Source organism: Pseudomonas sp. MAFF 730105 (genome assembly GCF_055380705.1).
In genome coordinates this window covers 281,167-303,864 of sequence record NZ_AP018438.1, presented here as the reverse complement: position 1 = coordinate 303,864, position 22,698 = coordinate 281,167, and the positions used below count along the sequence as shown (strand labels likewise).

The window sequence follows — 22,698 nt, the reverse complement described above, 5'->3', positions numbered from 1 at the left end:
CTCCGCTTTCGCGAGCAGGCTCGCTCCCACAGAGTTCTCCACCTTCACTTGACGGGTAATGGCTATACCGCATCCCTCGGCAACATCAACCCCAATGGCAACCGCACCCGCGCTTCGAGCCCGCCACCGACGCGGTTGCGCAATTCGACGTTGCCCCCGTGCATCGAGGCAATGCGCTTGACGATCGCCAGGCCCAACCCCGTGCCCTTTCCGCCTCGGGCACGGTCGCCGCGGGTGAAGGGATTGAAAATGGCTTCCAGCTCCGACGGATCGATGCCGGCGCCACGGTCCATGACGCTCAGCACCACATAAGGCGCGTTGGTGTCGCCAGAGACATAGGCCGCGACCTCGACGCCGGCGCCGGCATGGTTCAGGGCATTGCCGATCAGGTTGTTCAGCAACCGCTTCATCGACACCCGGCGCAACGGGAACGGCTGGATCGGCTCCAGCTGCAGGTGCACTTTTTCGTCGCCCTGGTTATAGGGGGCGACCACTTCCCGCACCAACTCGCTGAGGTCCACTTCCTCCACCGACTCATCCCGTCCATCGCGAATGAATGCCAGGAACTGGTCGAGAATCGCATCCATGTCTTCGATGTCACGGACCATTTCACGGGTCAGGTCGGTGCGCTCCCCCATCAGTTCCAGGGACAGCCGCAACCGGGTCAACGGTGTGCGCAGGTCGTGGGAGACACCGGCGAGCATCAGTTCACGCTCGCGGCCGGCCTGCTCGACGTCTTCGGCCATCTGGTTGAAGGCCCGGTACACCTCGGTCATTTCACTGGGCGTGTCACTGATGGGCAGTCGCACGCTGCGCCCCTGGCCCAACTGTCGTGCCGCGTAGACCAGGCGTTTCAACGGTTGGTTGAGCTGGCTGACGAAGATCCACGCCGACGCAGTCGATAGCAGACCGATAGCCAGGAACCAGCCAAGTACGTTCCAGATTTTCTGGCCACGCAGGGGGTGCGGGTACAACGGCACCTTCAGCCAGCCGTCCCCCAGGCTTGGGGCACGCACCCACAACGCCGGGGGCGAATGCATACGCAGGCGCACCTCGGTATCGGCGCCCAGTTCGGCCTGCATCTGCCGCTGATAGATCTCGCTGTAGGGCCAGTGCTGTTCGCCTTCGGGCACACCGGCACCGACCACCCGGATCAGCGTCGCCGCCTCGGCGATCTTCGCACGATTGGTTTCATCGGCCGCCCAATAGGCCCGCAGGGTCAAGGCAACGCCGTGACTGTACTGGCGGTCCACCAGGACGTCTTCATTCATCAGCAGGTAGACCAACGTCAGCGCCTTGGAAAAGAGCACGACGATCAGCACCAGCCAGAGGGTGCGGGAGAAGAAACTCTGGGGGAACCAAACGGGGGTTTTCATGGATAACCGCTACACACTTGCAGGAGCGAGCGATGCTCGCATACTGACGGACGCGAGTCGCCTGGAGGAAGATTTCAACCCGCCAGGCCACTCGCTCCTACAAATCGCCGATCACTTGCTGGCGGCGCCGTCCGGCACGAACACATAGCCCACGCCCCAGACAGTCTGGATATAGCGCGGCTTGGAAGGATCGGGCTCGATCATCCGGCGCAGGCGCGAAATCTGTACGTCGATGGAGCGCTCCAGCGCATCCCACTCGCGACCACGGGCCAGGTTCATCAGTTTGTCCCGGGTCAGCGGTTGACGGGCGTTCATCACCAGGGCCTTGAGCACGGCGAACTCGCCGGTGGTCAGCATGTGAATTTCATCGCCACGCTTGAGCTCACGGGTGGCCAGGGACAGCTCGTAGTCGCCGAAGGTCACGCTTTCGTCTTCGCTGCCCGGGGCACCCGGCACCGGGGCCGACTGACGACGCAGGACGGCCTTGACCCGGGCCATGAGCTCGTCGGGGTTGAACGGCTTGGCCAGGTAATCGTCGGCGCCCAGTTCCAGGCCCTTGATACGGCTCAGCTCGTCGCCCTTGGCAGTGAGCATGATGATCGGGATCTGGTTGTTGGCGCCGCGCAGGCGGCGGCAGGCCGTCAAGCCGTCTTCGCCAGGCAGCATCAGGTCGAGAACCACCAAGTTGAAGACTTCACGGGCCAGCAGCCGATCCATCTGTTCGGTATTGGGTACGGTGCGGGCCCGGTAGCCCTTGCTGACGAAAAAACGCTCCAGCAGGCTGCTCAGCCCTGGGTCATCGTCAACGATAAGAATTTTTTCGCCTTCAGCAGTTTGTGCAGTGCTGCTCATAGGAAGCTCCTTTGATCTCGGCGCGCATTATGGCCTAGCTGCCGTTATACGCACCGTGTGCATTGTTAGCAGATTTTTCCTCCATCTCCACAAATACGGGTATCGGACCTACAGGTCATGACACCCCGAAGGGCGGAACGCTGGTTATAATGCGCGGCCTTTTGTGCCTGGGGATGTCGAATCGTTACCTCGACGGGACTTTTCCCCTCTGGCCAGGCAGCACTTTTTGAATTTCGCGGGTCAACAGGCAGCCTCTTTTGACCCAGGCAGCGGCCCACGCCAGGTCGCTCAACCAGTCTCGCCGAGCCCTGTTCCTGCGCCGGCGGGCCTGATTTCATAATTTGTCAGGTGGTTTTATGGACAGCATCAACAGCCGCATCGCCGAGGAACTCGGCGTACGCCCACAACAGGTCGAAGCGGCCGTCGCGCTACTCGATGAAGGCTCCACGGTGCCTTTTATCGCCCGTTACCGGAAAGAAGTGACCGGCAGCCTCGATGACACCCAATTGCGTCATCTGGAAGAGCGCCTGCGCTACCTGCGTGAACTCGACGAACGGCGTATCAGCATCCTGGCCAGCATCCAGGAGCAGGGCAAGTTGACTCCGGCGCTCGAGCGCGACATCAAGCTGGCGGACACCAAGACCCGCCTCGAAGACTTGTACCTGCCCTACAAACAGAAGCGCCGCACCAAGGGTCAGATCGCTCTGGAAGCCGGTCTTGGCGAACTGGCCGACGGGCTGTTCAACGACCCGACCCTGGCGCCCGAAGCAGAAGCCGCGCGTTTCGTCGATGCCGAAAAGGGCGTGGCGGACGTGAAAGCGGCGCTGGAAGGCGCCAAGTACATCCTCATGGAGCGCTTCGCCGAAGACGCCAATCTGCTGGAAAAGCTGCGCAACTTCCTGAAACAGGAAGCCATCCTCAGTGCCCGCGTGATTGCCGGCAAGGAAGAGGAAGGGGCGAAGTTCCGTGACTACTTCGAACATGACGAGCCGCTCAAGAGCGTGCCGTCCCACCGCGCCCTGGCGATTTTCCGTGGCCGCAACGAAGGCATCCTCAGCTCCGCGCTGAAAGTCGGCGATGAATTGCCCGGCACCATGCACCCCTGTGAAGGCATGATCGGCCAGCAGTTCGGCATCCAGAACCAGAACCGCGCCGCCGACAAATGGTTGGCAGAGGTGGTGCGCTGGACCTGGAAGGTCAAGCTCTACACCCATCTGGAAACCGACCTGTTGGGCGAATTGCGGGACAACGCCGAAACCGAGGCAATCAACGTCTTCGCCCACAACCTGCACGACCTGCTGCTGGCGGCACCGGCCGGCCCACGCGCCACCTTGGGCCTGGACCCGGGCCTGCGTACCGGCTGCAAGGTGGCGGTGGTGGATTCCACCGGCAAGCTGTTGGACCACACGACGGTCTATCCTCACGTCCCGCACAACAAATGGGACCAGACCCTCGCGGTGCTCGCGGCCTTGTGCGCCAAGCACTCGGTGGACCTGATCGCCATCGGCAACGGCACCGCCAGCCGTGAAACGGACAAGCTGGCCGCCGAGCTGATCAAGAAATACCCGGCCATGAAGATGACCAAAGTCATGGTGTCCGAGGCTGGCGCTTCTGTTTATTCGGCGTCGGAACTGGCGTCCAGGGAGTTCCCGGACCTGGACGTGTCGATCCGTGGCGCGGTATCGATTGCCCGCCGCCTGCAGGATCCGCTGGCGGAGCTGGTGAAGATCGACCCGAAATCCATCGGTGTCGGCCAGTACCAGCACGACGTGTCCCAGTTGAAGCTGGCCCGCGGCCTGGACGCCGTGGTGGAAGACTGCGTAAACGCCGTGGGCGTGGACGTGAATACCGCTTCGGTGGCGCTGCTGGCGCGGATCTCGGGCCTCAACGCTACGCTGGCGCAAAACATCGTCACCCACCGCGATGAGCACGGCGCCTTCAAGACCCGCGCCGCGTTGAAGAAAGTCCCGCGCCTGGGGGAAAAAACCTTCGAACAGGCCGCCGGCTTCCTGCGCGTCATGAACGGCGACAACCCGCTGGATTCGTCGGCCGTCCACCCTGAAGCCTACCCGCTGGTGCAACGCATCGCCGCCCAGACCGATCGCGACATCCGCTCACTGATCGGCGACGCTTCGTTCCTCAAGCGCCTGGATCCGAAGAAATTCACCGACGAAACCTTCGGCCTGCCCACCGTCACCGACATCCTGCAGGAGCTGGAGAAACCGGGCCGTGACCCGCGTCCCGAGTTCAAGACCGCGGAATTCCAGGAAGGCGTCGAAGACCTCAAGGACCTGCAACCCGGCATGATTCTCGAGGGCGTGGTGACCAACGTCACCAATTTCGGGGCGTTCGTCGACATCGGCGTGCATCAGGACGGTCTGGTGCACATTTCGGCCTTGTCGGAGAAATTCATCAAGGACCCGCGCGAAGCCGTGAAGGCCGGTGATGTGGTGAAAGTGAAGGTCATGGAGGTCGACATTCCGCGCAAGCGCGTCGGCCTGTCGATGCGCATGAGCGACACGCCCGGCGAGAAAGTCGACGGAGCCCGCGGCCCTCGTCCAGGCTCCGCGCCGCGTCAGTCGCAGAACACCGCGCCGCGCAAGGAGACCGCCACGGCGGCTCCGGCCAACAATGCCATGGCCTCGCTGTTCGCCAACGCCAAGCAGTTGAAGAAACGCTGATGGACACGCCGGCCGGGTTGGTGGAAAGCGCCTTCTTCAAGCTGCTCGGCTGTCGCCTGCACAGCCTGGGGGACGGGGTGGCGCAAGTTGCCCTGGCCCTGGAGCCGCCGTTGCGCAATCGCGGCGGCAAGCTGCACGGCGGCGCACTGTTCAGCCTGGTGGACATCGCCATGGGCCTGGCTTGTTCCAGTGTCCATGGCTTTGATCAGCAGAGCGCAACCATCGAGTGCAAGATCAACTACATCCGCGCCGTGTCCGACGGCGAGGTGCTGTGCACAGCCCGGGTCATCCACCCGGGGCGGCGCACACTGGTGGTCGAGGCCGAGGTGACCCAGGGCGACAAGCTGGTCGCAAAAGCACAAGGCACCTTCGCTGTCCTATAGCTCCCTGTCATCGATTTGAGTTAATTTCGGCGCAACAGAAACAGCGTCGCAACTCCCTGTGGGAGCGAGCCTGCTCGCGATAACGGTGTGTCAGTCGCATCAACGCAGCTGATTCACCGCAATCGCGAGCAGGCTCGCTCCCACAGGAGACTGCGGTGATCCGTTCTTGGCCGTACAAAACCAGGCGATAACGCCAGTTTCAACTTCACCCTTGTAGAGCGCCTTGCCCACCCCCATATTGGGGCGACTGACGCGTGAAGGAATTCAACTTGAGCGACCTCTTAAACCGCCGCCTGGCCCTGCTCGGCGAGCGCGCCAACCTCTCCCTGCTCGAGCAGTGCCTGCACGGTATCGAACGTGAATGCCTGCGTGTCACGGACAGTGGGCGCCTGGCGTTGACCCCGCATCCCGAAGCCCTGGGCTCGGCGCTGACCAACGAGCAGATCACCACCGACTACTCCGAGTCGCTGCTGGAATTCATCACCCCCGCCTTGGCGGACCCGGCCGATACCCTGAGCAGCCTCGACAGGATCCACCGGTTTGTCTACAGCAAACTCGGCGATGAATACCTGTGGAGTCCGTCGATGCCGTGCCCGCTGCCGGCGGAAGAAGAGATCCCGATCGCGTATTACGGCACCTCGAACATCGGTCGACTCAAGTACGTCTATCGCCAGGGCCTGGCCCTGCGCTACGGCAAGACCATGCAATGCATCGCCGGGATCCACTACAACTTCTCCCTGCCGGAAAAACTCTGGCCGCTGCTTCGGCAGGCCGAGGCGGCCGACACCACCGACCGTGATTTCCAGTCGCAGGCCTACATCGCGCTGATCCGTAATTTCCGTCGCTACAGCTGGCTGCTGATGTACCTGTTCGGTGCCTCGCCGGCCCTGGACGCCGGTTTCCTGCGTGGTCGCCCACACCAGTTGGAACAACTGGACCCGGACACCCTGTACCTGCCCTATGCCACCAGCCTGCGCATGAGCGACCTGGGCTACCAGAGCAACGCCCAGGCCGGCCTGACGCCGTGCTACAACGACCTGGCCAGCTACACCGACAGCCTGCGTAAAGCGGTGGCGACACCTTATGCGCCGTATGTCGAAGTCGGCACCCATCGGAACGGTGAGTGGGTACAGCTCAACACCAACATCCTGCAGATCGAAAACGAGTACTACTCCAACATCCGCCCCAAACGCGTGACCTATACCGGCGAACGTCCGATCCAGGCCTTGATGGCCCGGGGCATCCAGTACGTGGAAGTACGCTGCCTGGACATCAACCCGTTCCTGCCATTGGGCATCGACATCACTGAATCGCGTTTCCTCGATGCGTTCCTGTTGTATTGCGGTCTCAGCGAAAGCCCGTTGTTCGAAAGCGGCGAATGCAGCAATGCCACGAACAACTTCCTGACCGTGGTCAAGGAAGGCCGCAAGCCGGGCCTGCAATTGCAACGCCAGGGCCAATCGGTGGACATGCAGGCGTGGGCCATCGAGCTGCTGGAACAGATCGCACCGCTGGCGGCGTTGCTCGACCAGAGCCAGGGTAGCGATGCCCACCGCCAGGCCCTGGACGCACAACTGGCGAAGGTCCGGGATCCGTCACTGACCCCCTCCGCGCAGGTACTGGCGGCCATGGCGGAACACAGGGAAAGCTTCGCCCAGTTCTCCCTGCGCCAGAGCCAGGCCCACGCCGAGTTCTTTCGTGCCGAACCATTGCCTGCCCAGGAACAGGCCGCGTTCGAAACAGCCGCTCGCGAGTCCCTGGCACAGCAAGCCGAGCTGGAACAGAACGAAGTGGGAGATTTCGATGTGTTCGTGGGGTCGTATCAGGCGAGCATCCTGGCGATCAGTAACTGAGCCCTGGGGCGAGGGAGCTTGCTCCTTCGCCCCACAAGCCGCACAACCGTCCCTCCGCGATAGACTTTTTCGCTGATAAGCTCATGCGAAAAAGTTATTTATTTTTGGATTCTTAGATCATTTAGTCTCCTCCAACGCCGAACATCCGGCGGTCTGTCGAGGAGCTTTTCCCATGACTTTGAGTTTTCCCCTTCGCCTTCTCGCAGCCGCTTCCCTGGCCGCTTCGAGTCTGTTTGCCCAAGCCGCCGACCTGACCGTCGCCTACCAGACCACCGTCGACCCGGCCAAAGTCGCCCAGGCCGACGGCGCCTATGAAGAAGCCACCCAGGCCAGCATCGACTGGCGCAAATTCGATAATGGCGCCGACGTCATCACCGCCATCGCCTCGGGCGACGTGCAGATCGGCTACCTCGGTTCCAGCCCGCTGACCGCCGCCATCACTCGCAAGGTCCCGGTGGAAACCTTCCTCATCGCCACCCAGATCGGCGCCGCCGAGGCCCTGGTAGTTCGCGACGGTTCCGGGATCAAGACCCCGCAGGACCTGATCGGCAAGAAGATCGCCGTACCGTTCGTTTCCACCGGCCACTACAGCCTGCTCGCCGCATTGAAGCACTGGGACATCGACCCGTCGAAGGTCACCGTACTCAACCTCGCGCCACCGGCCATCATCGCCGCCTGGAAGCGTGGCGATATCGATGCCACCTATGTCTGGGACCCGGCCCTGGGCGTGGCCAAGGAGAACGGCAAGGTGCTGATCACCTCGGCGGAGCTGGCCAAATTCGGCGCGCCGACCTTCGATGCCTGGATCGTGCGCAAGGACTTCGCCCAGAAGCACCCTGAAATCGTCACCGCCTTCGCCAAAGTCACCCTGGATGCCTACGCCCAATACCGCAAGGATCCGCAAGCCTGGCTGGCGAACACGGCCAACATCGACAAGCTGGTGAAACTCTCCGGCGCCAAGGCCAGCGACATCCCGCTGTTGCTGCAAGGCAACGTGTATCCACTGGCGGCCGACCAGGTCGTGAGCCTCGGCGCGCCGACCACCCAGGCCATCACCAACACCGCCGCGTTTCTCAAGGAGCAGGGCAAGGTGGAAGCGGTTCTGCCCGACTACGCCCCTTACGTGAGCGCCAAATACATCACTCACTGATCGCCAGGAAAAAGGGAGTCACTGCAATGGCCTTGCTACAGCTGGAGCGCATCGGCGCACAGTACCCCGGGGCGTCGGAAGCCGTGTTGACGGATATTTCTCTGTCCCTGGGGCCGCAGCAACTGCTGGTTGCCCTCGGGCCGTCCGGCAGCGGCAAGACCTCGCTGCTGAACCTGATCGCCGGATTCGTCCAGCCCAGCGCCGGACAGATCACCCTGGACGGCGCGCCGGTCCTGGGGCCCGGCGCCGAACGCGGCGTGGTGTTCCAGGACGACGCGCTGCTGCCTTGGCAGGATGTACTGGCAAACGTCGGCTTCGGCCTGGAGCTGGCCGGGGTCGCCAGGGAACCGCGCGAAGCCCGCGCCCGGGAAATGCTCGCCTTGGTGGGCCTGGCCGGTTTCGAGCAACGCCGCGTCTGGCAGCTCTCCGGTGGCCAGAAGCAACGCGTCGGCCTGGCCCGGGCGCTGGCGGCCGACCCACGCGTGCTGCTGATGGACGAACCCTTCGGCGCCCTGGATGCCTTCACCCGTGAACAGATGCAGGAGCTGTTGCTGCAGGTCTGGCAACGCACTGCCAAACCGGTGTTCCTGATTACCCATGACATCGAAGAGGCCGTGTTCCTCGCCACCGAACTGATCCTGCTGGCGCCCAACCCGGGGCGGATTGTCGAACGGCTGCGCCTGGACTTCAGCCAGCGCTACCGGGCGGGGGAGTCCGCGCGGTCGATCAAGTCCGACCCTCGCTTCATCGACATCCGTGAACATGTGCTTGCCAAAGTGTTCGCCCAACGCAGCGCCACCCGGCGCGAGGAGCCAAGATGAGCAGCTATGAAATCCCGGCAGTGGTCGGCGAACCCACAGTCAAGGACCCAGCCCATCGCCCCCGGCATCCCTTGAGTACGCGATGGATCAGCGGCCTGACCCTGATCACGCTTCTGGTCCTGTGGTGGGCGGTGACGGCAAGCGGGCTGGTCGAACCATTATTCCTGCCCTCTCCTTCCGCCGTGCTGCAAAAAGGCTGGCTGCTGGCGACCAGTGGCTACATGGCCGCCACGCTCTGGCAGCACCTGGGCGCGAGCCTCGGACGGATCGGCCTGGGCCTGTTGCTGGCCGTGCTGACGGCGGTGCCGGTGGGCATTGCCATCGGTTCCAGCCGTATCGCCCGGGGCGTGTTCGATCCGTTGATCGAGTTCTATCGGCCGATTCCGCCGCTGGCCTACCTGCCGCTGATCGTGATCTGGTGCGGCATCGGCGAATTGTCGAAAGTGCTGCTGATCTACCTGGCGATTTTCGCCCCGATTGCCATCGCCACCGCCACCGGTGTGCGCACGGTCGACCCGGCCAAGGTACGGGCCGCGCAATCCCTGGGAGCGACGCCGGCACAGTTGATTCGCCACGTGATCCTGCCCAGCGCCCTGCCCGATATCCTCACCGGCATTCGCATCGGCCTGGGTGTGGGCTGGTCGACACTGGTGGCCTCCGAACTGATCGCCGCCACCAGCGGCCTGGGGTTCATGGTGCAGTCAGCGGCGCAGTTTCTGGTCACCGATGTGGTGGTGCTGGGGATCCTGGTCATTGCACTCATCGCCTTCGCCATGGAAATGAGCTTGCGTGCTGTGCAACGCAAACTGGTGCCGTGGCATGGCCAGGCCCATTGAGACCGAATGACCACGTCGACCATTCGGCGCCCAATCCAGGAAAACAACGATGAACCACCCAACCGTCACCCCGTTGAGTATCGCCCTTGGCGCGCAGATCAGCGGGATCGATATCAGTCAGCCGCTGGGGATGGAGCAGCGGGATTTCATTGAGCAGGCATTGCTCGAACACCAGGTGCTGTTCTTTCGGGACCAGCCTATCGACCCGGTCCAGCAGGCACGTTTCGCCGCCTGTTTTGGCGACCTGCATATTCACCCCATCTACCCCAATGTGCCTGGGCAGCCCGAAGTGCTGGTGCTCGACACAGCCGTCACCGATGTTCGCGACAACGCCATCTGGCACACCGACGTGACCTTCCTGCCAACCCCGGCCATGGGTGCGGTGCTCAGCGCCAAGCTGCTGCCGGCGTTCGGTGGCGATACGTTATGGGCCAGCGGCATTGCCGCTTACGAAGCCTTGTCGGCGCCTTTGAAAAGCCTGCTTCAAGGCCTGACGGCCACCCACGATTTCACTCGCTCCTTTCCCCTGGAGCGCTTTGGTCATACCGCCGCGGACCAGGCTCGTTGGGAGGAAACTCGGCGGAAAAATCCACCGCTATCCCATCCGGTGGTTCGCACCCATCCGGTGAGCGGTCGCCGGTCGCTGTTCGTCAACGAAGGCTTTACCACCCGCATCAATGAACTGTCCGAAACCGAAAGCGAAGCCATCCTGAAACTGCTGTTCGCCCATGCCACCCGCCCGGAGTTCACCCTTCGCTGGCGCTGGCAGGTCAATGACGTGGCGTTCTGGGACAACCGCGTGACCCAGCATTTCGCCGTGGACGACTACCGGCCTGCCCGACGCGTGATGCACCGGGCGACAGTGCTGGGGGATGTGCCGTTTTTCAAGTGAACAGAAGATTGAGTCACCTTTGTGGCGAGGGGATTACTCCGCCGACGAAGGCTTCTCCCAGAGATTGATACCGCCCTCCTGGGCAAATCGATCGATCTCCGCCAGTTCCTCGGCACTGAATTCCAGGTTCTTCAGCGCTCCGACGTTCTCGACGATCTGCTCCGGGCGGCTGGCGCCGATCAGGGCAGACGTGACCCGAGGATCGCGCAGGGTCCAGGCCAGGGCCATTTGTGCCAGGCTTTGGCCGCGTCGCTGGGCAATCTCGTTGAGGGCACGCACATGGGCGATGTTTTCCTCCGACAGGTGCGAAGCCTGCAACGAACCGCCACCCGGACGATTGACCCGTGCATCGGACGGAATGCCCTTGAGGTACTTGTCCGTGAGCAGGCCCTGGGCCAACGGGGTAAAGGCGATCACGCCGGTACCCAATTCGTCGGTGGCGTCCAACAGGTCTTTTTCCACCCAGCGGTTGAGCAGGTTGTAGGCCGGCTGGTGGATCAGTAACGGGATTTTCCAGTCGTTGAGCAACGTCGCCATTTCCCGGGTTTTTACCCCGGAATAGGAAGAAATACCGACGTACAACGCCTTGCCTTGTTGCACCGCCGTCGCCAGGGCACTGGCGGTTTCTTCCAGCGGGGTGTCCGGATCGAAACGGTGGGAATAAAAGATATCCACATAGTCGAGCCCCAGGCGTTGCAGGCTCTGATCGAGGCTGGCCAGCACGTACTTGCGCGACCCGCCGCCCTGGCCATACGGTCCGGGCCACATGTCCCAACCGGCCTTGCTGGAGATGATCAACTCGTCGCGGTAGTGCTTGAAATCTTCACGCAACAACCGACCAAAATTGATCTCGGCGCTGCCGTAGGGCGGGCCGTAGTTGTTCGCCAGGTCGAAGTGGTTGATGCCCAGGTCAAACGCCGTGCGCAACAAGGCACGCTGGGTGTCGATCGGCGTGCTGTCGCCGAAGTTGTGCCACAACCCCAGCGACAACGCCGGCAACACCAACCCGCTGCGACCAACGCGGCGATAGGGAATGGACTCGTAGCGATTTTCAGCAGCGATGTAGGTCATCGAAGGCTCTCTGTTCGGGGGCGATGTGGATGGCAGAAGCTAACATTTCACAGACGCATCGTTCAGCTCGAAAGTTCGCGTAGTCGCCCGGAAAGAGCATTGCAGCGAGATCAAATGTGGGAGCGAGCCTGCTCGCGATAGCGGCGGAACAGGCAATGATACGTCGGCAGAAAAGGTCTCATCGCGAGCAGGCTCGCTCCCACAGACGGCGCAGCGATCACAAGCTCGAAATAAGCGCTAACGTGCCTCGGCAAACACCTCCGCCACCCAATCCACAAACACCCGCACCCGCGGCGAAAGGTGACGGTTGTGCGGGTAGAGCACCGATATCGGCATGGGCGGCGGTGGGGTGGCCGTGAGGATTTCCTGGACCAGGCCCTGTTGGATCTGCGTTTCCATCCGATAATGCGGGCATTGGATCAGGCCCAGGCCGGCGATGGCCGAGGCGGCGTATATTTCGGCACCGAACACCGAGAGCGCCCCCTCGATAGCCACTTCCTTGAGTTCGCCCTCGACCATGAACTGGAACGGATACTGTTTGGCGGTGGTGCGTGAAACGTAGTTCACCGCCCGGTGCCGGCTCAGGTCGTCAAGGTTCTTCGGTTCGCCGTACTGGCGCAAATAGGCTGGGCTGGCGCAGGTGATCTGGCGCAGGGTGGCGACACGCCGACCAATCAATGATGAATCCCCCAGCGTGCCGGCCCGCAGCACGCAATCGATCCCTTCGCTGATCAGGTCGACGAAACGATCGGCCTCGCTGATGGACAACTCGATATCCGGGTAGCGGGCCATGAATTGTGGTAGCGCCGGGATCACGAAATGCCGGGCCAGGGTCCCGTGCAAGTCCACCCGCAGCCGCCCCTTGGGTGCCACGCTACGAAACGCCAGTTCGGCCTCTTCGAGCTCCGCCAGCAGTTGAACGCAGCGTGGGTAATACGCCTCGCCGTCCAGTGTCGGCCGCACCTTGCGGGTGCTGCGCTCCAGCAAACGCACCCCCAGCCAGGTTTCGAACTGATTGAGGGTATGAGTCAGCGTGGCACGGGGCAGGTTCAGGTCATCGGCGGCCAGGGTAAAACTGCTGCGCTCGTAGATGCGCACGAACACCTTCATCGCCTTGACCTGATCCATGGATTGCCTCGCCCTTATTGTTGGTGATTATTGAACAGTCAAGGCAACTCTCATGTATTTATCGGGGTAAGTAAACATGTGAATCTGGATTCACTCACCCAACGAAGGAAACAGCCATGTCGACTCAAACCGCCAAAGTAGCCATTGTCACCGGAGCCTCTCGCGGCATCGGTGCTGAAATCGCCAAGCAATTGGCCCACGACGGCTTCGCTGTCGCCATCAACTACGCCAGCAGTGCTACCGAAGCCTCGAAGCTGGTGGTGCAGTTGCGCCAGGCTGGCCACCGGGCCATAGCGATCAAGGCCGACGTGTCTTCTGCCGCCGACGTTCGCCGGATGTTCGATGAGACAGAGGCGCAGTTGGGCAAGGTCGATGTGCTGATCAATAACGCAGGGATCCTGCAGGTGATGCCCCTGGCGCAACACAGTGACGAATTGTTCGACCAGACCTTCGCGATCAACACCCGTGGCACGTTCAATACCTTGCGCGAAGCCGCGACCCGCCTGAATGATGGCGGCCGCATCGTGAACTTCTCCAGTAGCACCGTTGGCCTGAACCTGCCCGGTTATTCGGTGTACATCGCCAGCAAGGCGGCGGTGGAATCGCTGACCCAGGTATTCGCCAAGGAGCTGCGCGGCCGCCAGATCACGGTCAATGCCATCGCTCCCGGCCCGGTGGCGACCGAACTGTTCATGCACGGCAAGAGCGAAGAACAGATCCAGCAGCACGCCAAGATGCCGCCCCTGGAGCGCCTCGGCCAGCCGGAAGACATTGCCAGCATCGTTTCCTTCCTGGTGAGCCCGGCCGCCGGGTGGGTGAATGGTCAGGTCCTGCGGGCCAACGGCGGGCTTGTCTGAGATAGCAGCCGATCAGCGCACCAAGTGCAGGAACTGCATGTGCCGCTCGTACTGGTCGAGGACGTCGTTGATGATCTGTTCCTTGGTATAGCCCATCAGGTCGTAGTCCTGACTGCCTTCGCTCAAATGCACCTCGGCGCGGTAGTAACGACGGTTGTTGATCTGCTTGGAGCCCATGCCGCCCCGGGCGAAGGATGGCGTGAAGTAGCCGCGCATCTGCACCTGGTAGATGAACGGGTGCTGCTCGCCATGGCCGATTTCCAGGCTGACGCTGTCGTTGGCCGGGTCGGGCTGAGTCATCACCGCCAGACCTTTCTCGGCGAACACCGCTTTCACCTCCTCGATGGCCGGACGCACCGTGGTGTCGAGGAAGCGATAGACCTCGTCCCGGGACGGGAAATGCACCGCCTGGCTCAAGCGCTGGCGCCAGCCGCCCTTACCTCGACGTGAACCCGACACCGGCGCCAGGGAATGCAATTGCGCGATCTGCTTCTGAGACTCAAGGTGAAACGCTTTATGCAGGCCCCACATCATCAACAACAGGATCAGCGAGAACGGCAGTGAAGTCAGCACCACCGCCGATTTCAGCGCATCGATGCTGCCGGAGAACAGCAGCGCACTGGTCACCAGGGCGGTCATCGCCCCCCAGAACACCCGCAGCCACTTCGGCCCGTCTTCATCAGCATTGCCGCCCTTGGCCGAGAGCGTCGACAGCACCACAGTGCCGGAATCGGCCGAGGTGACAAAGAACACGAAGCTGATGAACACCGTGATCGCGATGACCGTCTTGCTCCACGGGTAGGTTTCCAGCAGCAGGTAAAGACTCATCGACGGATTGTCCAGGGCTGACATGCCCAGGGCGCTCATGCCGTGGTTGAGTACCTGGTCGATGGCGCTGTTGCCGAAGATCGACATCCACGCGAGGGTGAAACCCAAGGGGATCAGCAACACGCCAAACACGAATTCACGGATGGTGCGACCACGGGAAATCCGCGCGATGAACAGCCCCACGAATGGCGACCAGGCGATCCACCAGGCCCAATAGAACACCGTCCAGCCCCCCAGCCAGTCGCTGGGTTTGTTGTAGGCATAGAGATCGAAACTCTTCATCGGCAAGGCGCCGAGGTAATCGCCCACATTCTGGATCAGGGTGTTGAGCAAATGCTGGGTGGGCCCGGCAAACAGCACGAACAGCAGCAGCGCACAGGCCAGCAGCATGTTGATGTCGGACATGACCCGCACGCCCTTATCGACGCCGGCCACCGCCACGATGATCGCCGCCCCCATCATCAGCACGATCAGGCCGACCTGAATCCACTGGGTATGCGGGATGCCCAGCAAGTAATCGAGACCGGAATTGAGGTGCAGGACCCCAAACCCCATGTCGGCGCCCAGGCCGAACACGGTCGCGATGATGCCGAAGCCATCGACGGCATAGCCGATGGGGCCATTGATGCGTTTGCCGATCAGCGGATACAGCGCCGAACGCAGCGCCAGCGGCAGGTTGTGCCGATAGGCAAAGTACGCCAGGGCCATGCCGACGAACGCAAACACGCCCCAGCCGTGCAGGCCCCAATGCAAAAACAGTATCTGCATGGCTTGGCGCGCCGCATCGGCAGTGCCGGCCTCGCCTTGGGGCGGCTGCGCCAGATGGGTCAGCGGCTCGGAGACGCAAAAGAAGAACAGCGTGATGCTGATCCCGGCGGCGAACAACATACCGGCCCAGGACAGGTAACTGAATTCGGGCTCGTCGTGGTCGGCACCGAGCTTGATCTTGCCGTAGCCGGACAAGGCGGTGACCACCACGAAGACCAGGTACAGGGCCATCGCCAGCAGGTAATACCAGCCGACTGTGTTGGCCGCCCAGTTCTGCGCCGCCAGCAACCAGGCGCCGGCTTGTTCGGGCAGGGCAATCACCACCAGGCCGAACAACAGGATAAAAGTCGCCGCGAAGTAGAATACCGGCGGGTTCATGCGGACCAGGCCGCTGGATGGAAGGGACGAGGCACTCATGAGCGAAGCACCCCGATGTGGGAAACCGTGACAGTCGATAACGGACTCGGCAAAGGCAAGCCTCCTGTTGTGAGCGGGCAGCAAACCAATGGTTTAACTTGAATGAACGTTCAATTTAAACATGAATAGGCAGCTAAGGACTAATCGTCGGGCTCGGCGGTACGTGTCCCACATAGATGACGCCGCTTCGCCTACATTCGTTCAGTGGGGCACCCTAGGTTCCAAATAAACAATTACCCTGTGGGAGCGAGCCTGCTCGCGATAGCGGTCTGTCAGGCACATTGTATGTAGCAGGTACACCGCTATCGCGAGCAGGCTCGCTCCCACAAGGGGCTCCGTCCCCCACTCTGATCTGGTCCCGGGGTTGCCCGAGAATATCGGCGTGCCTATAGTCCAGACATTGCCTACAACCAGTACGGACTCATGATCAAACAACAGCTGTCCCGCTTTAACCGTCTCGAATTGCTCGGCCATCCGACACCGCTGGAAAAACTCGAACGCCTCTCCACCTGGCTCGGCCGCGATCTTTACATCAAGCGCGACGACCTGACGCCCCTGGCCCTGGGTGGCAACAAGCTGCGCAAGCTCGAATACCTCGCCGCCGACGCCTTGGCCCAGGGAGCCGACACCCTGATTACCGCCGGCGCGATCCAGTCCAACCATGTGCGCCAGACTGCCGCACTGGCCGCCAGGCTGGGCCTGGGTTGCGTGGCGCTGCTGGAAAACCCCATCGGCACCGAAGACGCCAATTACCTGGGCAATGGCAACCGATTGCTGTTGGAGCTGTTCGATGCCAAGGTCGAACTGGTGGAAAACCTGGATAACGCCGACGAGCAACTGCAAGCCCTGGCTGCCCGGCTGCGCAACAACGGCAAGAAGCCATATCTGGTGCCGATTGGTGGCTCAAACGCCCTGGGCGCTTTGGGGTACGTGCGCGCCGGCCTGGAGTTGGCCGAGCAGATCAAGGACACCGGCCTGGACTTCGCCGCCGTGGTGCTGGCCTCGGGCAGCGCCGGTACCCACAGCGGCCTGGCCCTGGCCTTGAGTGAAACCCTGCCGCAACTTCCAGTGATTGGCGTCACGGTATCGCGCAGCGAGGAAGACCAGTTCCCTAAGGTCCAAGGGCTTGCCGAGCGTGTCGCCCAGTTGCTTGAGGTAGCGCTTCCAGAGGCCTTCAAGGTGAACCTGTGGGACGAATATTTCGCCCCTCGCTACGGTGAGCCGAACGCCGGTACCCTGGCAGCGGTCAAGCTGCTGGCAAGCCTCGAAGGCCTGCTGCTGGATCCGGTCTACACCGGCAAGGCCATGGCCGGCCTGCTCGACGGCATCGGCCGCGACCGTTTCGACGAGGGTCCGATCATCTTCCTGCACACCGGCGGGGCACCGGCGCTGTTTGCCTACAACGCCGCGTTCTGAAAGAAGTGGGAGCAGCACCATCTTGGGAGAGCGAGCCTGCTCGCGATGACTGTGGATCAGTCAAATAGCCGTTGACTGACACACCACCATCGCGAGCAGGCTCGCTCCCACAGGAACAATTCCATTTGGGAATATTTGGATGATTTAATATTATTTTCCAATCTATTAAAGCCACCCTATAGTCGTGCCCGCTGGCCTATTTGCCACGCGACGCACATGCCGCTTTAAGGCAGGATGTGGCAGTCTTCCAGATCACGGCTACACCTTCTAATCCAATTTACGTCTTCATAAGAAAACACAGGGGCTTGTCATGAATTTTTCCGCATTACGTCGCAACCTGTTGATCGGTTCGCTGGGCCTGGCATTGAGCGCCGGCCTGCTGGGGCAAGCAGTTGCGGGTGAGCAGCTGCAAAAAATCAAGGATGCGGGCGTGATCAACGTCGGCCTGGAAGGCACCTATCCACCGTTCAGCTTCGTCGATGCCGACGGCAAACTGGCCGGTTTCGAAGTGGAGTTTTCCGAGGCCCTGGCCAAGGAACTGGGCGTGAAGGTGAAGCTGCAAGCCACTAAATGGGATGGCATCCTGGCTGCGCTGGAATCCCAGCGTCTGGACGCGGTGATCAACCAGGTCACCATTTCCGAAGAGCGCAAGAAAAAGTACGACTTCTCCGAGCCCTACACCGTCTCCGGCATCCAGGCGCTGGTACTGAAGAAGAACGAAGAAAAACTCAACATCAAGGCGGCCGCCGACCTGGCTGGCAAGAAAGTCGGTGTAGGCCTGGGCACCAACTACGAACAGTGGCTCAAGGACAACGTGCCCCAGGCGGACATCCGTACCTACGAGGATGATCCGACCAAGTACCAGGACCTGCGTATCGGCCGTATCGACGCCATTCTGGTCGACCGCCTGGCCGCCTTCGAACTGGCGAAAAAAGCCCCGGACACGGCCGTTGCTGGCGATGCCTTTTCCCGTCAGGAAGCCGGTGTAACCCTGCGTAAAGGCGAACCCGAGCTGCTGGCGGCGGTGAACAAGGCCATCGATAAGCTGCGCGCCGACGGCACCTTGAAGAAGCTGTCCGAGAAATACTTCAACGCTGACGTCACTCAATAATGGAAGCAAAGCTCCAACTCGTCCTCAGTTCCACGCCCTTTTTGCTTCAGGGCGTGTACTTCACGGTCATCCTGAGCCTGGGCGGAATGTTCTTCGGCTTCCTGCTTGGGTTTGGCCTGGCCTTGATGCGCTTGTCGCGCTTCAAACTGGTGAACTGGTTCGCCCGGGTCTACGTCTCGTTCTTCCGCGGCACGCCGTTGCTAGTCCAATTGTTCATGATGTATTACGGCCTGCCACAAGTGGGCATCGAACTGGACCCGATACCCGCTGCGCTGATCGGCCTCTCGTTGAACATGGCCGCCTACATCTGTGAAACCCTGCGGGCCGCCATCAGTTCCATCGAGCGCGGCCAGTGGGAGGCGGCTGCCAGCATCGGCATGACCCGCGTGCAGACTTTGCGTCGGGCTATCCTGCCGCAAGCCATGCGCACGGCCCTGCCGCCCTTGGGCAACAGCTTCACTTCACTGGTCAAGGACACCTCGCTGGCAGCCACCATCCAGGTACCTGAACTGCTCCGCCAGGCGCAGTTGGTTTCCGCGCGGACCTTCGAAATTTTCGCCATGTACCTGTCCGCCGCGTTGATCTACTGGATTCTTGTCAGCGCCCTGGCACATGTGCAAAACCGTCTGGAAGCGCGGGTCAACCGGCATGAGCAGGAGTCTTGAAGCATGATCGTGGTTGAAAAACTGACCAAACAATTCAAGGGTCAGACGGTGCTCAACGGTATCGATCTGCAGGTCGAGGAAGGCGAGGTCGTCGCAATCATCGGCCCCAGCGGCTCGGGCAAGACCACCTTCCTGCGCTGCCTGAACTTCCTCGAAGAACCCAGCAGCGGCCGGATCAAGGTCGGTGACATCGAAATCGATGGCAGCCGCCCGTTGAACCAGCAACAAGGCCTGGTGCGTCGTCTGCGCCAGCAGGTGGGCTTTGTGTTCCAGAACTTCAATCTGTTTCCCCATCGCACGGCTCTGGAAAATGTCATCGAGGGCCCGCTGGTGGTGAAGAAGACCCCACGTGCCGACGCTGAAACCCTGGGCCGCAAACTGTTGGCCAAGGTGGGCCTGGCCGGCAAGGAGGACGCCTATCCACGTCGCCTGTCCGGCGGTCAGCAACAACGGGTGGCGATTGCCCGGGCGTTGGCGATGGAGCCGCAAGTGATCCTGTTCGACGAACCGACCTCGGCGCTGGACCCTGAACTGGTCGGAGAAGTCCTGGCGACCATTCGCGGCCTGGCCGAAGAGAAACGCACCATGGTCATCGTGACCCACGAAATGAGCTTTGCTCGTGACGTGGCGAACCGCGTGGTGTTTTTCGACAAGGGCGTGATCGTCGAACAAGGTGAAGCCAAGACCATGTTCGCAGCGCCCAAGGAAGAACGCACCCGGCAGTTCCTCAGCAAGTTTCTCTCAGCCAGTCCCGGCGCACAGTAACTTATCGACGCAGGCTTACTTCCAGGGATGGAAGGAGCTGTCGACTTGAAGACAACCTCACCGTTTGAAACCCGTTAAGCATCTTCAATTATCTGACGTGCGGTATATACCTACCTCTCGCAACACTTCCCTTCGCGCTAAGCTCTCTGCCAGTTCATGCCCTACAAACCTTCCGCTCGGCTCTCAAACCGAGGTAAAAGGCGATTTGCGCTGTGTATTTTTAACATCAACACGTAGGACATTTCTGAAGAACTTAACAGTCCATTGTTAAGCAAGCGCCTCTATTGACACTGAAACTATCGACCCCGTATCTAGTTGACCAGCAGGCGACGCACATTATTTTAGTTGTACGCAGCGGAGAACCACAGAAACAGCATTCAAGACTGCGCAATAAAATAGTCGCGTATATCAACGCCTTTGCTCTTTCCGAAACGGACTTCGTTTGTCAGCATCAAGGAGAACACCATGACATGTACGTCAACTATCCCGGAACTTGCCGCCCCTGCCCTGGCCAATGCCTGCCGTAGCGGTATCAACATCACTGGTGCCGCCCGCCTGGAAGTGCTCGTCGCCCCTTATCCCGGCATGGACGCGGGCGATCTGATCGAACTGTTCTGGGACAACTGCTACGTCGGCTCACGTCTGCTGACCGAGGCGGACACGCAAGCCAGTGTCACGTTGCGAGTACCGGAGAGTTTCATCGTCAACGGGACTTCGCGCATCCATTATCGTGTGATGCGGGTCGGGCGCGGGCCGGCGCTGTCGGCAACGCATCGGGTACAGGTCAAGCTCGATTGCCCCGGCGGCCAGCCGTCAGCCCTGAGTGGCGATGAAAACCAGGGGCTGGCACCGGTGCGTATTCCGGAGCCCATTCGTCGCCAGGGGGTGAACCCGAGCCAGATCAAACGCGGCGTCCCGCTGACCATCGAGCCCTACCTGAACATGGCCGTCGACGATGCGATCACCTTGCGCTGGGGCGATGTGCGTATGGACCTGCCTCGGATCAAATCCAGCGAAGTGGGCCAACCGGTCAATGTCTGGGTGCCACCGGAGATCATCCTGGAGGCGGGAGAAGACCTGCGCCTGGAAGTGACCTACTGCATCCTCGATCGAGTGGGCAACAACTCCCACTGGGCGCCGCCCCGAACACTGACGATCGGTTGTGCCAGGTCCTATTTGAAAACCCAACCGAAAGAGCCCCTCCAGGCCGCCGAACCGCGGCGTAAAAGGCCTTGATACAACAGGTTCCGGGTGAGGACATTTTTCTGTGGCGAGGGGAATTTTTCCCCGCTGGGCTGCGAAGCCGCCGCAAGACTTTAAGGGTTGCTTCGCAACCCAGCGGGGCGGTGCGACGTTTCGCTAAATCCCCTCGCCACAAAATCACCCGGCGAAAGATCTCTATCTATATTCCTAAACGTTAGTTCAAAAATAATTTACATCCGTTTAGGGTATATAAACCGGACCACCGGACATTCCTGATTTTCTTGAGATGTGAGGTGGGTATGGTACGCAACACAATCACCCGGGCGCAGAACGCCCAGGCACTGCCAACAGCCATGGAGCGGCTGTGATGTCTGGTCTGGCGCAAGCGAAGCTCCAGAGCGATCAGGACGTCGCCCCCCCGTTGTTGCCCGCCCAGGTGCTGCGCAACGATGCCGAGGCGATCCAGGCCGCACGAGAGTTGGCACAGGTTGCCCGCCAGCAGGCCGCACGACGGGATCAACAGCGCAAGCTGCCCTGGTCGGAAATCGAGCAGTTCACCCGCAGCGGGCTCGGCAGTATCGCAGTCCCACGGGAATATGGTGGGCCGCAAGTCTCGTTCGTGACCCTTGCCGAGGTCTTCTCGATCATTTCCGCCGCCGACCCGGCCCTCGGACAGATTCCGCAGAACCAGTTTGGCGTGCTCCAACTGATTCTTGGCACGGGCACCGAACGGCAGAAAGAAATCCTTCTGAACAGCGTGCTCGAAGGTTGGCGCATTGGCAACGCGGGGCCGGAACGCGGGACTCGCAACACCCTGGAGCTCAAGGCACGGATCAGCGCCGACAGCCATGGCTTTCTCATCAACGGCCAGAAGTTCTATTCCACCGGCGCACTGTTCGCCCACTGGGTTGCGGTCAAGGCGCTGGACGACGAGGGCCGGCAGGTGCTGGCCTTCGTGCGACGCGGCACACCGGGCCTGCGCATCGTCGACGACTGGTCGGGTTTTGGTCAGCGCACCACGGCCAGTGGCACCGTGCTGCTGAACAACGTGCGGGTCGACGCCGAACTGGTGCTGGACAACTGGCGCATCAACGAGACGCCAAACGTGCAAGGCGCTATCTCGCAATTGATCCAGGCCGCCATTGACGCAGGCATTGCCCGTGGCGCTATCGACGACGCCATTGCATTCGTCCGCGAACGTTCCCGGCCCTGGATCGATGCCAAGGTCGAGCGGGCCAGCGATGACCCGTACGTCATCGCCGATATCGGCAGACTGAAAATCGACCTGCACGCCACCGAAGCACTGTTGCGCAAGGCCGGCCAAGTGCTGGACCAGGTCAATGCCGCGCCAATTACCGCGCAATCCGCCGCCCGGGCTTCGATAGCCGTGGCCGAGGCCAAGGTGCTGAGCACCGAAATTGCCCTGCAAGCCAGCGAAAAACTGTTCGAGCTGGCCGGCAGCCGCGCGACCCTCGCCGAATTCAACCTCGACCGTCATTGGCGCAATGCACGCGTCCATACCCTGCACGACCCGGTGCGCTGGAAGTATCACGCAGTGGGCGCCTATTACTTGAACGGCACTTTGCCGGCCCGGCATTCCTGGATCTGACCACCCGACTTCTGGA

General features: G+C 61.4%; 19 protein-coding genes. 14 read left to right on the top strand and 5 right to left on the bottom strand.

Annotated features, from left to right (window positions below; genetic code table 11):
- Window positions 1-62 precede the first annotated feature (62 nt).
- Together PCOSP_RS01305 and ompR are read right to left on the bottom strand one after the other, a co-directional pair.
- A complete protein-coding gene (locus tag PCOSP_RS01305) occupies window positions 63-1,376 on the bottom strand; it encodes an ATP-binding protein (RefSeq protein ID WP_139646275.1) in 1,314 nt (437 codons plus the stop codon).
- 111 nt (window positions 1,377-1,487) lie between these two features.
- A complete protein-coding gene (ompR, locus tag PCOSP_RS01300) occupies window positions 1,488-2,228 on the bottom strand; it encodes an osmolarity response regulator transcription factor OmpR (protein WP_025211284.1) in 741 nt (246 codons plus the stop codon).
- A gap of 356 nt (window positions 2,229-2,584) precedes the next feature.
- Here ompR and PCOSP_RS01295 point away from each other — a divergent pair, with 356 nt between their 5' ends.
- The 7 genes from PCOSP_RS01295 (at window position 2,585) to tauD (ending at window position 10,844) form a co-directional block, all read left to right on the top strand.
- Window positions 2,585-4,909 (top strand): Tex family protein, encoded by a 2,325-nt coding sequence (locus tag PCOSP_RS01295; RefSeq protein WP_175361955.1) that lies wholly within the window; start codon window positions 2,585-2,587, stop codon window positions 4,907-4,909.
- Window positions 4,909-5,292 (top strand): PaaI family thioesterase, encoded by a 384-nt coding sequence (locus tag PCOSP_RS01290; RefSeq protein ID WP_139646272.1) that lies wholly within the window; start codon window positions 4,909-4,911, stop codon window positions 5,290-5,292. The genes PCOSP_RS01295 and PCOSP_RS01290 overlap by 1 nt, the downstream gene beginning before the upstream one ends.
- A 269-nt stretch (window positions 5,293-5,561) precedes the next feature.
- A complete protein-coding gene (gshA, locus tag PCOSP_RS01285) occupies window positions 5,562-7,145 on the top strand; it encodes a glutamate--cysteine ligase (protein WP_464710138.1) in 1,584 nt (527 codons plus the stop codon).
- 172 nt (window positions 7,146-7,317) lie between these two features.
- Window positions 7,318-8,295 (top strand): taurine ABC transporter substrate-binding protein, encoded by a 978-nt coding sequence (gene tauA / locus PCOSP_RS01280; protein ID WP_464710136.1) that lies wholly within the window; start codon window positions 7,318-7,320, stop codon window positions 8,293-8,295.
- A gap of 26 nt (window positions 8,296-8,321) precedes the next feature.
- Window positions 8,322-9,116 carry a taurine ABC transporter ATP-binding subunit gene (tauB, locus tag PCOSP_RS01275; RefSeq protein WP_464710135.1) on the top strand — a complete coding sequence of 265 codons (795 nt, stop codon included), beginning with the start codon at window positions 8,322-8,324 and terminating at the stop codon, window positions 9,114-9,116.
- Window positions 9,113-9,952, top strand: a complete 840-nt coding sequence (gene tauC, locus PCOSP_RS01270) for a taurine ABC transporter permease TauC (protein WP_464710134.1) — start codon at window positions 9,113-9,115, stop codon at window positions 9,950-9,952. The genes tauB and tauC overlap by 4 nt, the downstream gene beginning before the upstream one ends.
- A 49-nt stretch (window positions 9,953-10,001) precedes the next feature.
- Window positions 10,002-10,844, top strand: coding sequence for a taurine dioxygenase (tauD, locus tag PCOSP_RS01265; protein WP_139646261.1), 843 nt, complete (start codon window positions 10,002-10,004; stop codon window positions 10,842-10,844).
- A gap of 33 nt (window positions 10,845-10,877) precedes the next feature.
- Here the strand turns inward: tauD and mgrA are convergent, their stop codons facing one another.
- Window positions 10,878-11,915, bottom strand: coding sequence for an L-glyceraldehyde 3-phosphate reductase (mgrA, locus tag PCOSP_RS01260; RefSeq protein ID WP_464710132.1), 1,038 nt, complete (start codon window positions 11,913-11,915; stop codon window positions 10,878-10,880).
- 237 nt (window positions 11,916-12,152) lie between these two features.
- Window positions 12,153-13,043: a LysR family transcriptional regulator gene (locus PCOSP_RS01255; protein ID WP_139646257.1), complete on the bottom strand. Its 891-nt coding sequence runs from the start codon at window positions 13,041-13,043 to the stop codon at window positions 12,153-12,155.
- 116 nt (window positions 13,044-13,159) lie between these two features.
- On the opposite strand from PCOSP_RS01255, the gene PCOSP_RS01250 reads away from it, so the two are divergent.
- On the top strand, window positions 13,160-13,900 hold the full coding sequence (locus PCOSP_RS01250; RefSeq protein ID WP_175361963.1) for an SDR family oxidoreductase: 741 nt from the start codon (window positions 13,160-13,162) through the stop codon (window positions 13,898-13,900).
- A 12-nt stretch (window positions 13,901-13,912) separates the two neighbouring features.
- Here PCOSP_RS01250 and betT read toward each other — a convergent pair whose 3' ends face one another.
- The gene (gene betT / locus PCOSP_RS01245; RefSeq protein WP_464711851.1) at window positions 13,913-15,874 is read right to left on the bottom strand and encodes a choline transporter BetT; all 1,962 of its coding nucleotides are present in this window, start codon (window positions 15,872-15,874) and stop codon (window positions 13,913-13,915) included.
- A 462-nt stretch (window positions 15,875-16,336) separates the two neighbouring features.
- On the opposite strand from betT, the gene PCOSP_RS01240 reads away from it, so the two are divergent.
- The 6 genes from PCOSP_RS01240 to PCOSP_RS01215 all read left to right on the top strand — a co-directional run bounded on the left by PCOSP_RS01240 (window position 16,337) and on the right by PCOSP_RS01215 (window position 22,682).
- Window positions 16,337-17,329, top strand: coding sequence for a D-cysteine desulfhydrase (locus PCOSP_RS01240; RefSeq protein ID WP_139646251.1), 993 nt, complete (start codon window positions 16,337-16,339; stop codon window positions 17,327-17,329).
- A 310-nt stretch (window positions 17,330-17,639) separates the two neighbouring features.
- Window positions 17,640-18,440 (top strand): cystine ABC transporter substrate-binding protein, encoded by an 801-nt coding sequence (gene tcyJ, locus PCOSP_RS01235; RefSeq protein ID WP_139646249.1) that lies wholly within the window; start codon window positions 17,640-17,642, stop codon window positions 18,438-18,440.
- Window positions 18,440-19,105, top strand: coding sequence for a cystine ABC transporter permease (gene tcyL / locus PCOSP_RS01230; protein ID WP_139646248.1), 666 nt, complete (start codon window positions 18,440-18,442; stop codon window positions 19,103-19,105). Before tcyJ ends, tcyL begins: the two co-directional genes overlap by 1 nt.
- A 3-nt stretch (window positions 19,106-19,108) precedes the next feature.
- Window positions 19,109-19,870 carry an L-cystine ABC transporter ATP-binding protein TcyN gene (tcyN, locus tag PCOSP_RS01225; protein WP_464710131.1) on the top strand — a complete coding sequence of 254 codons (762 nt, stop codon included), beginning with the start codon at window positions 19,109-19,111 and terminating at the stop codon, window positions 19,868-19,870.
- 465 nt (window positions 19,871-20,335) lie between these two features.
- On the top strand, window positions 20,336-21,106 hold the full coding sequence (locus PCOSP_RS01220; RefSeq protein WP_139646244.1) for a hypothetical protein: 771 nt from the start codon (window positions 20,336-20,338) through the stop codon (window positions 21,104-21,106).
- Window positions 21,107-21,440: 334 nt separating this feature from the next.
- Window positions 21,441-22,682, top strand: coding sequence for an SfnB family sulfur acquisition oxidoreductase (locus PCOSP_RS01215; RefSeq protein ID WP_464710130.1), 1,242 nt, complete (start codon window positions 21,441-21,443; stop codon window positions 22,680-22,682).
- The last annotated feature ends 16 nt before the right edge of the window (window positions 22,683-22,698 follow it).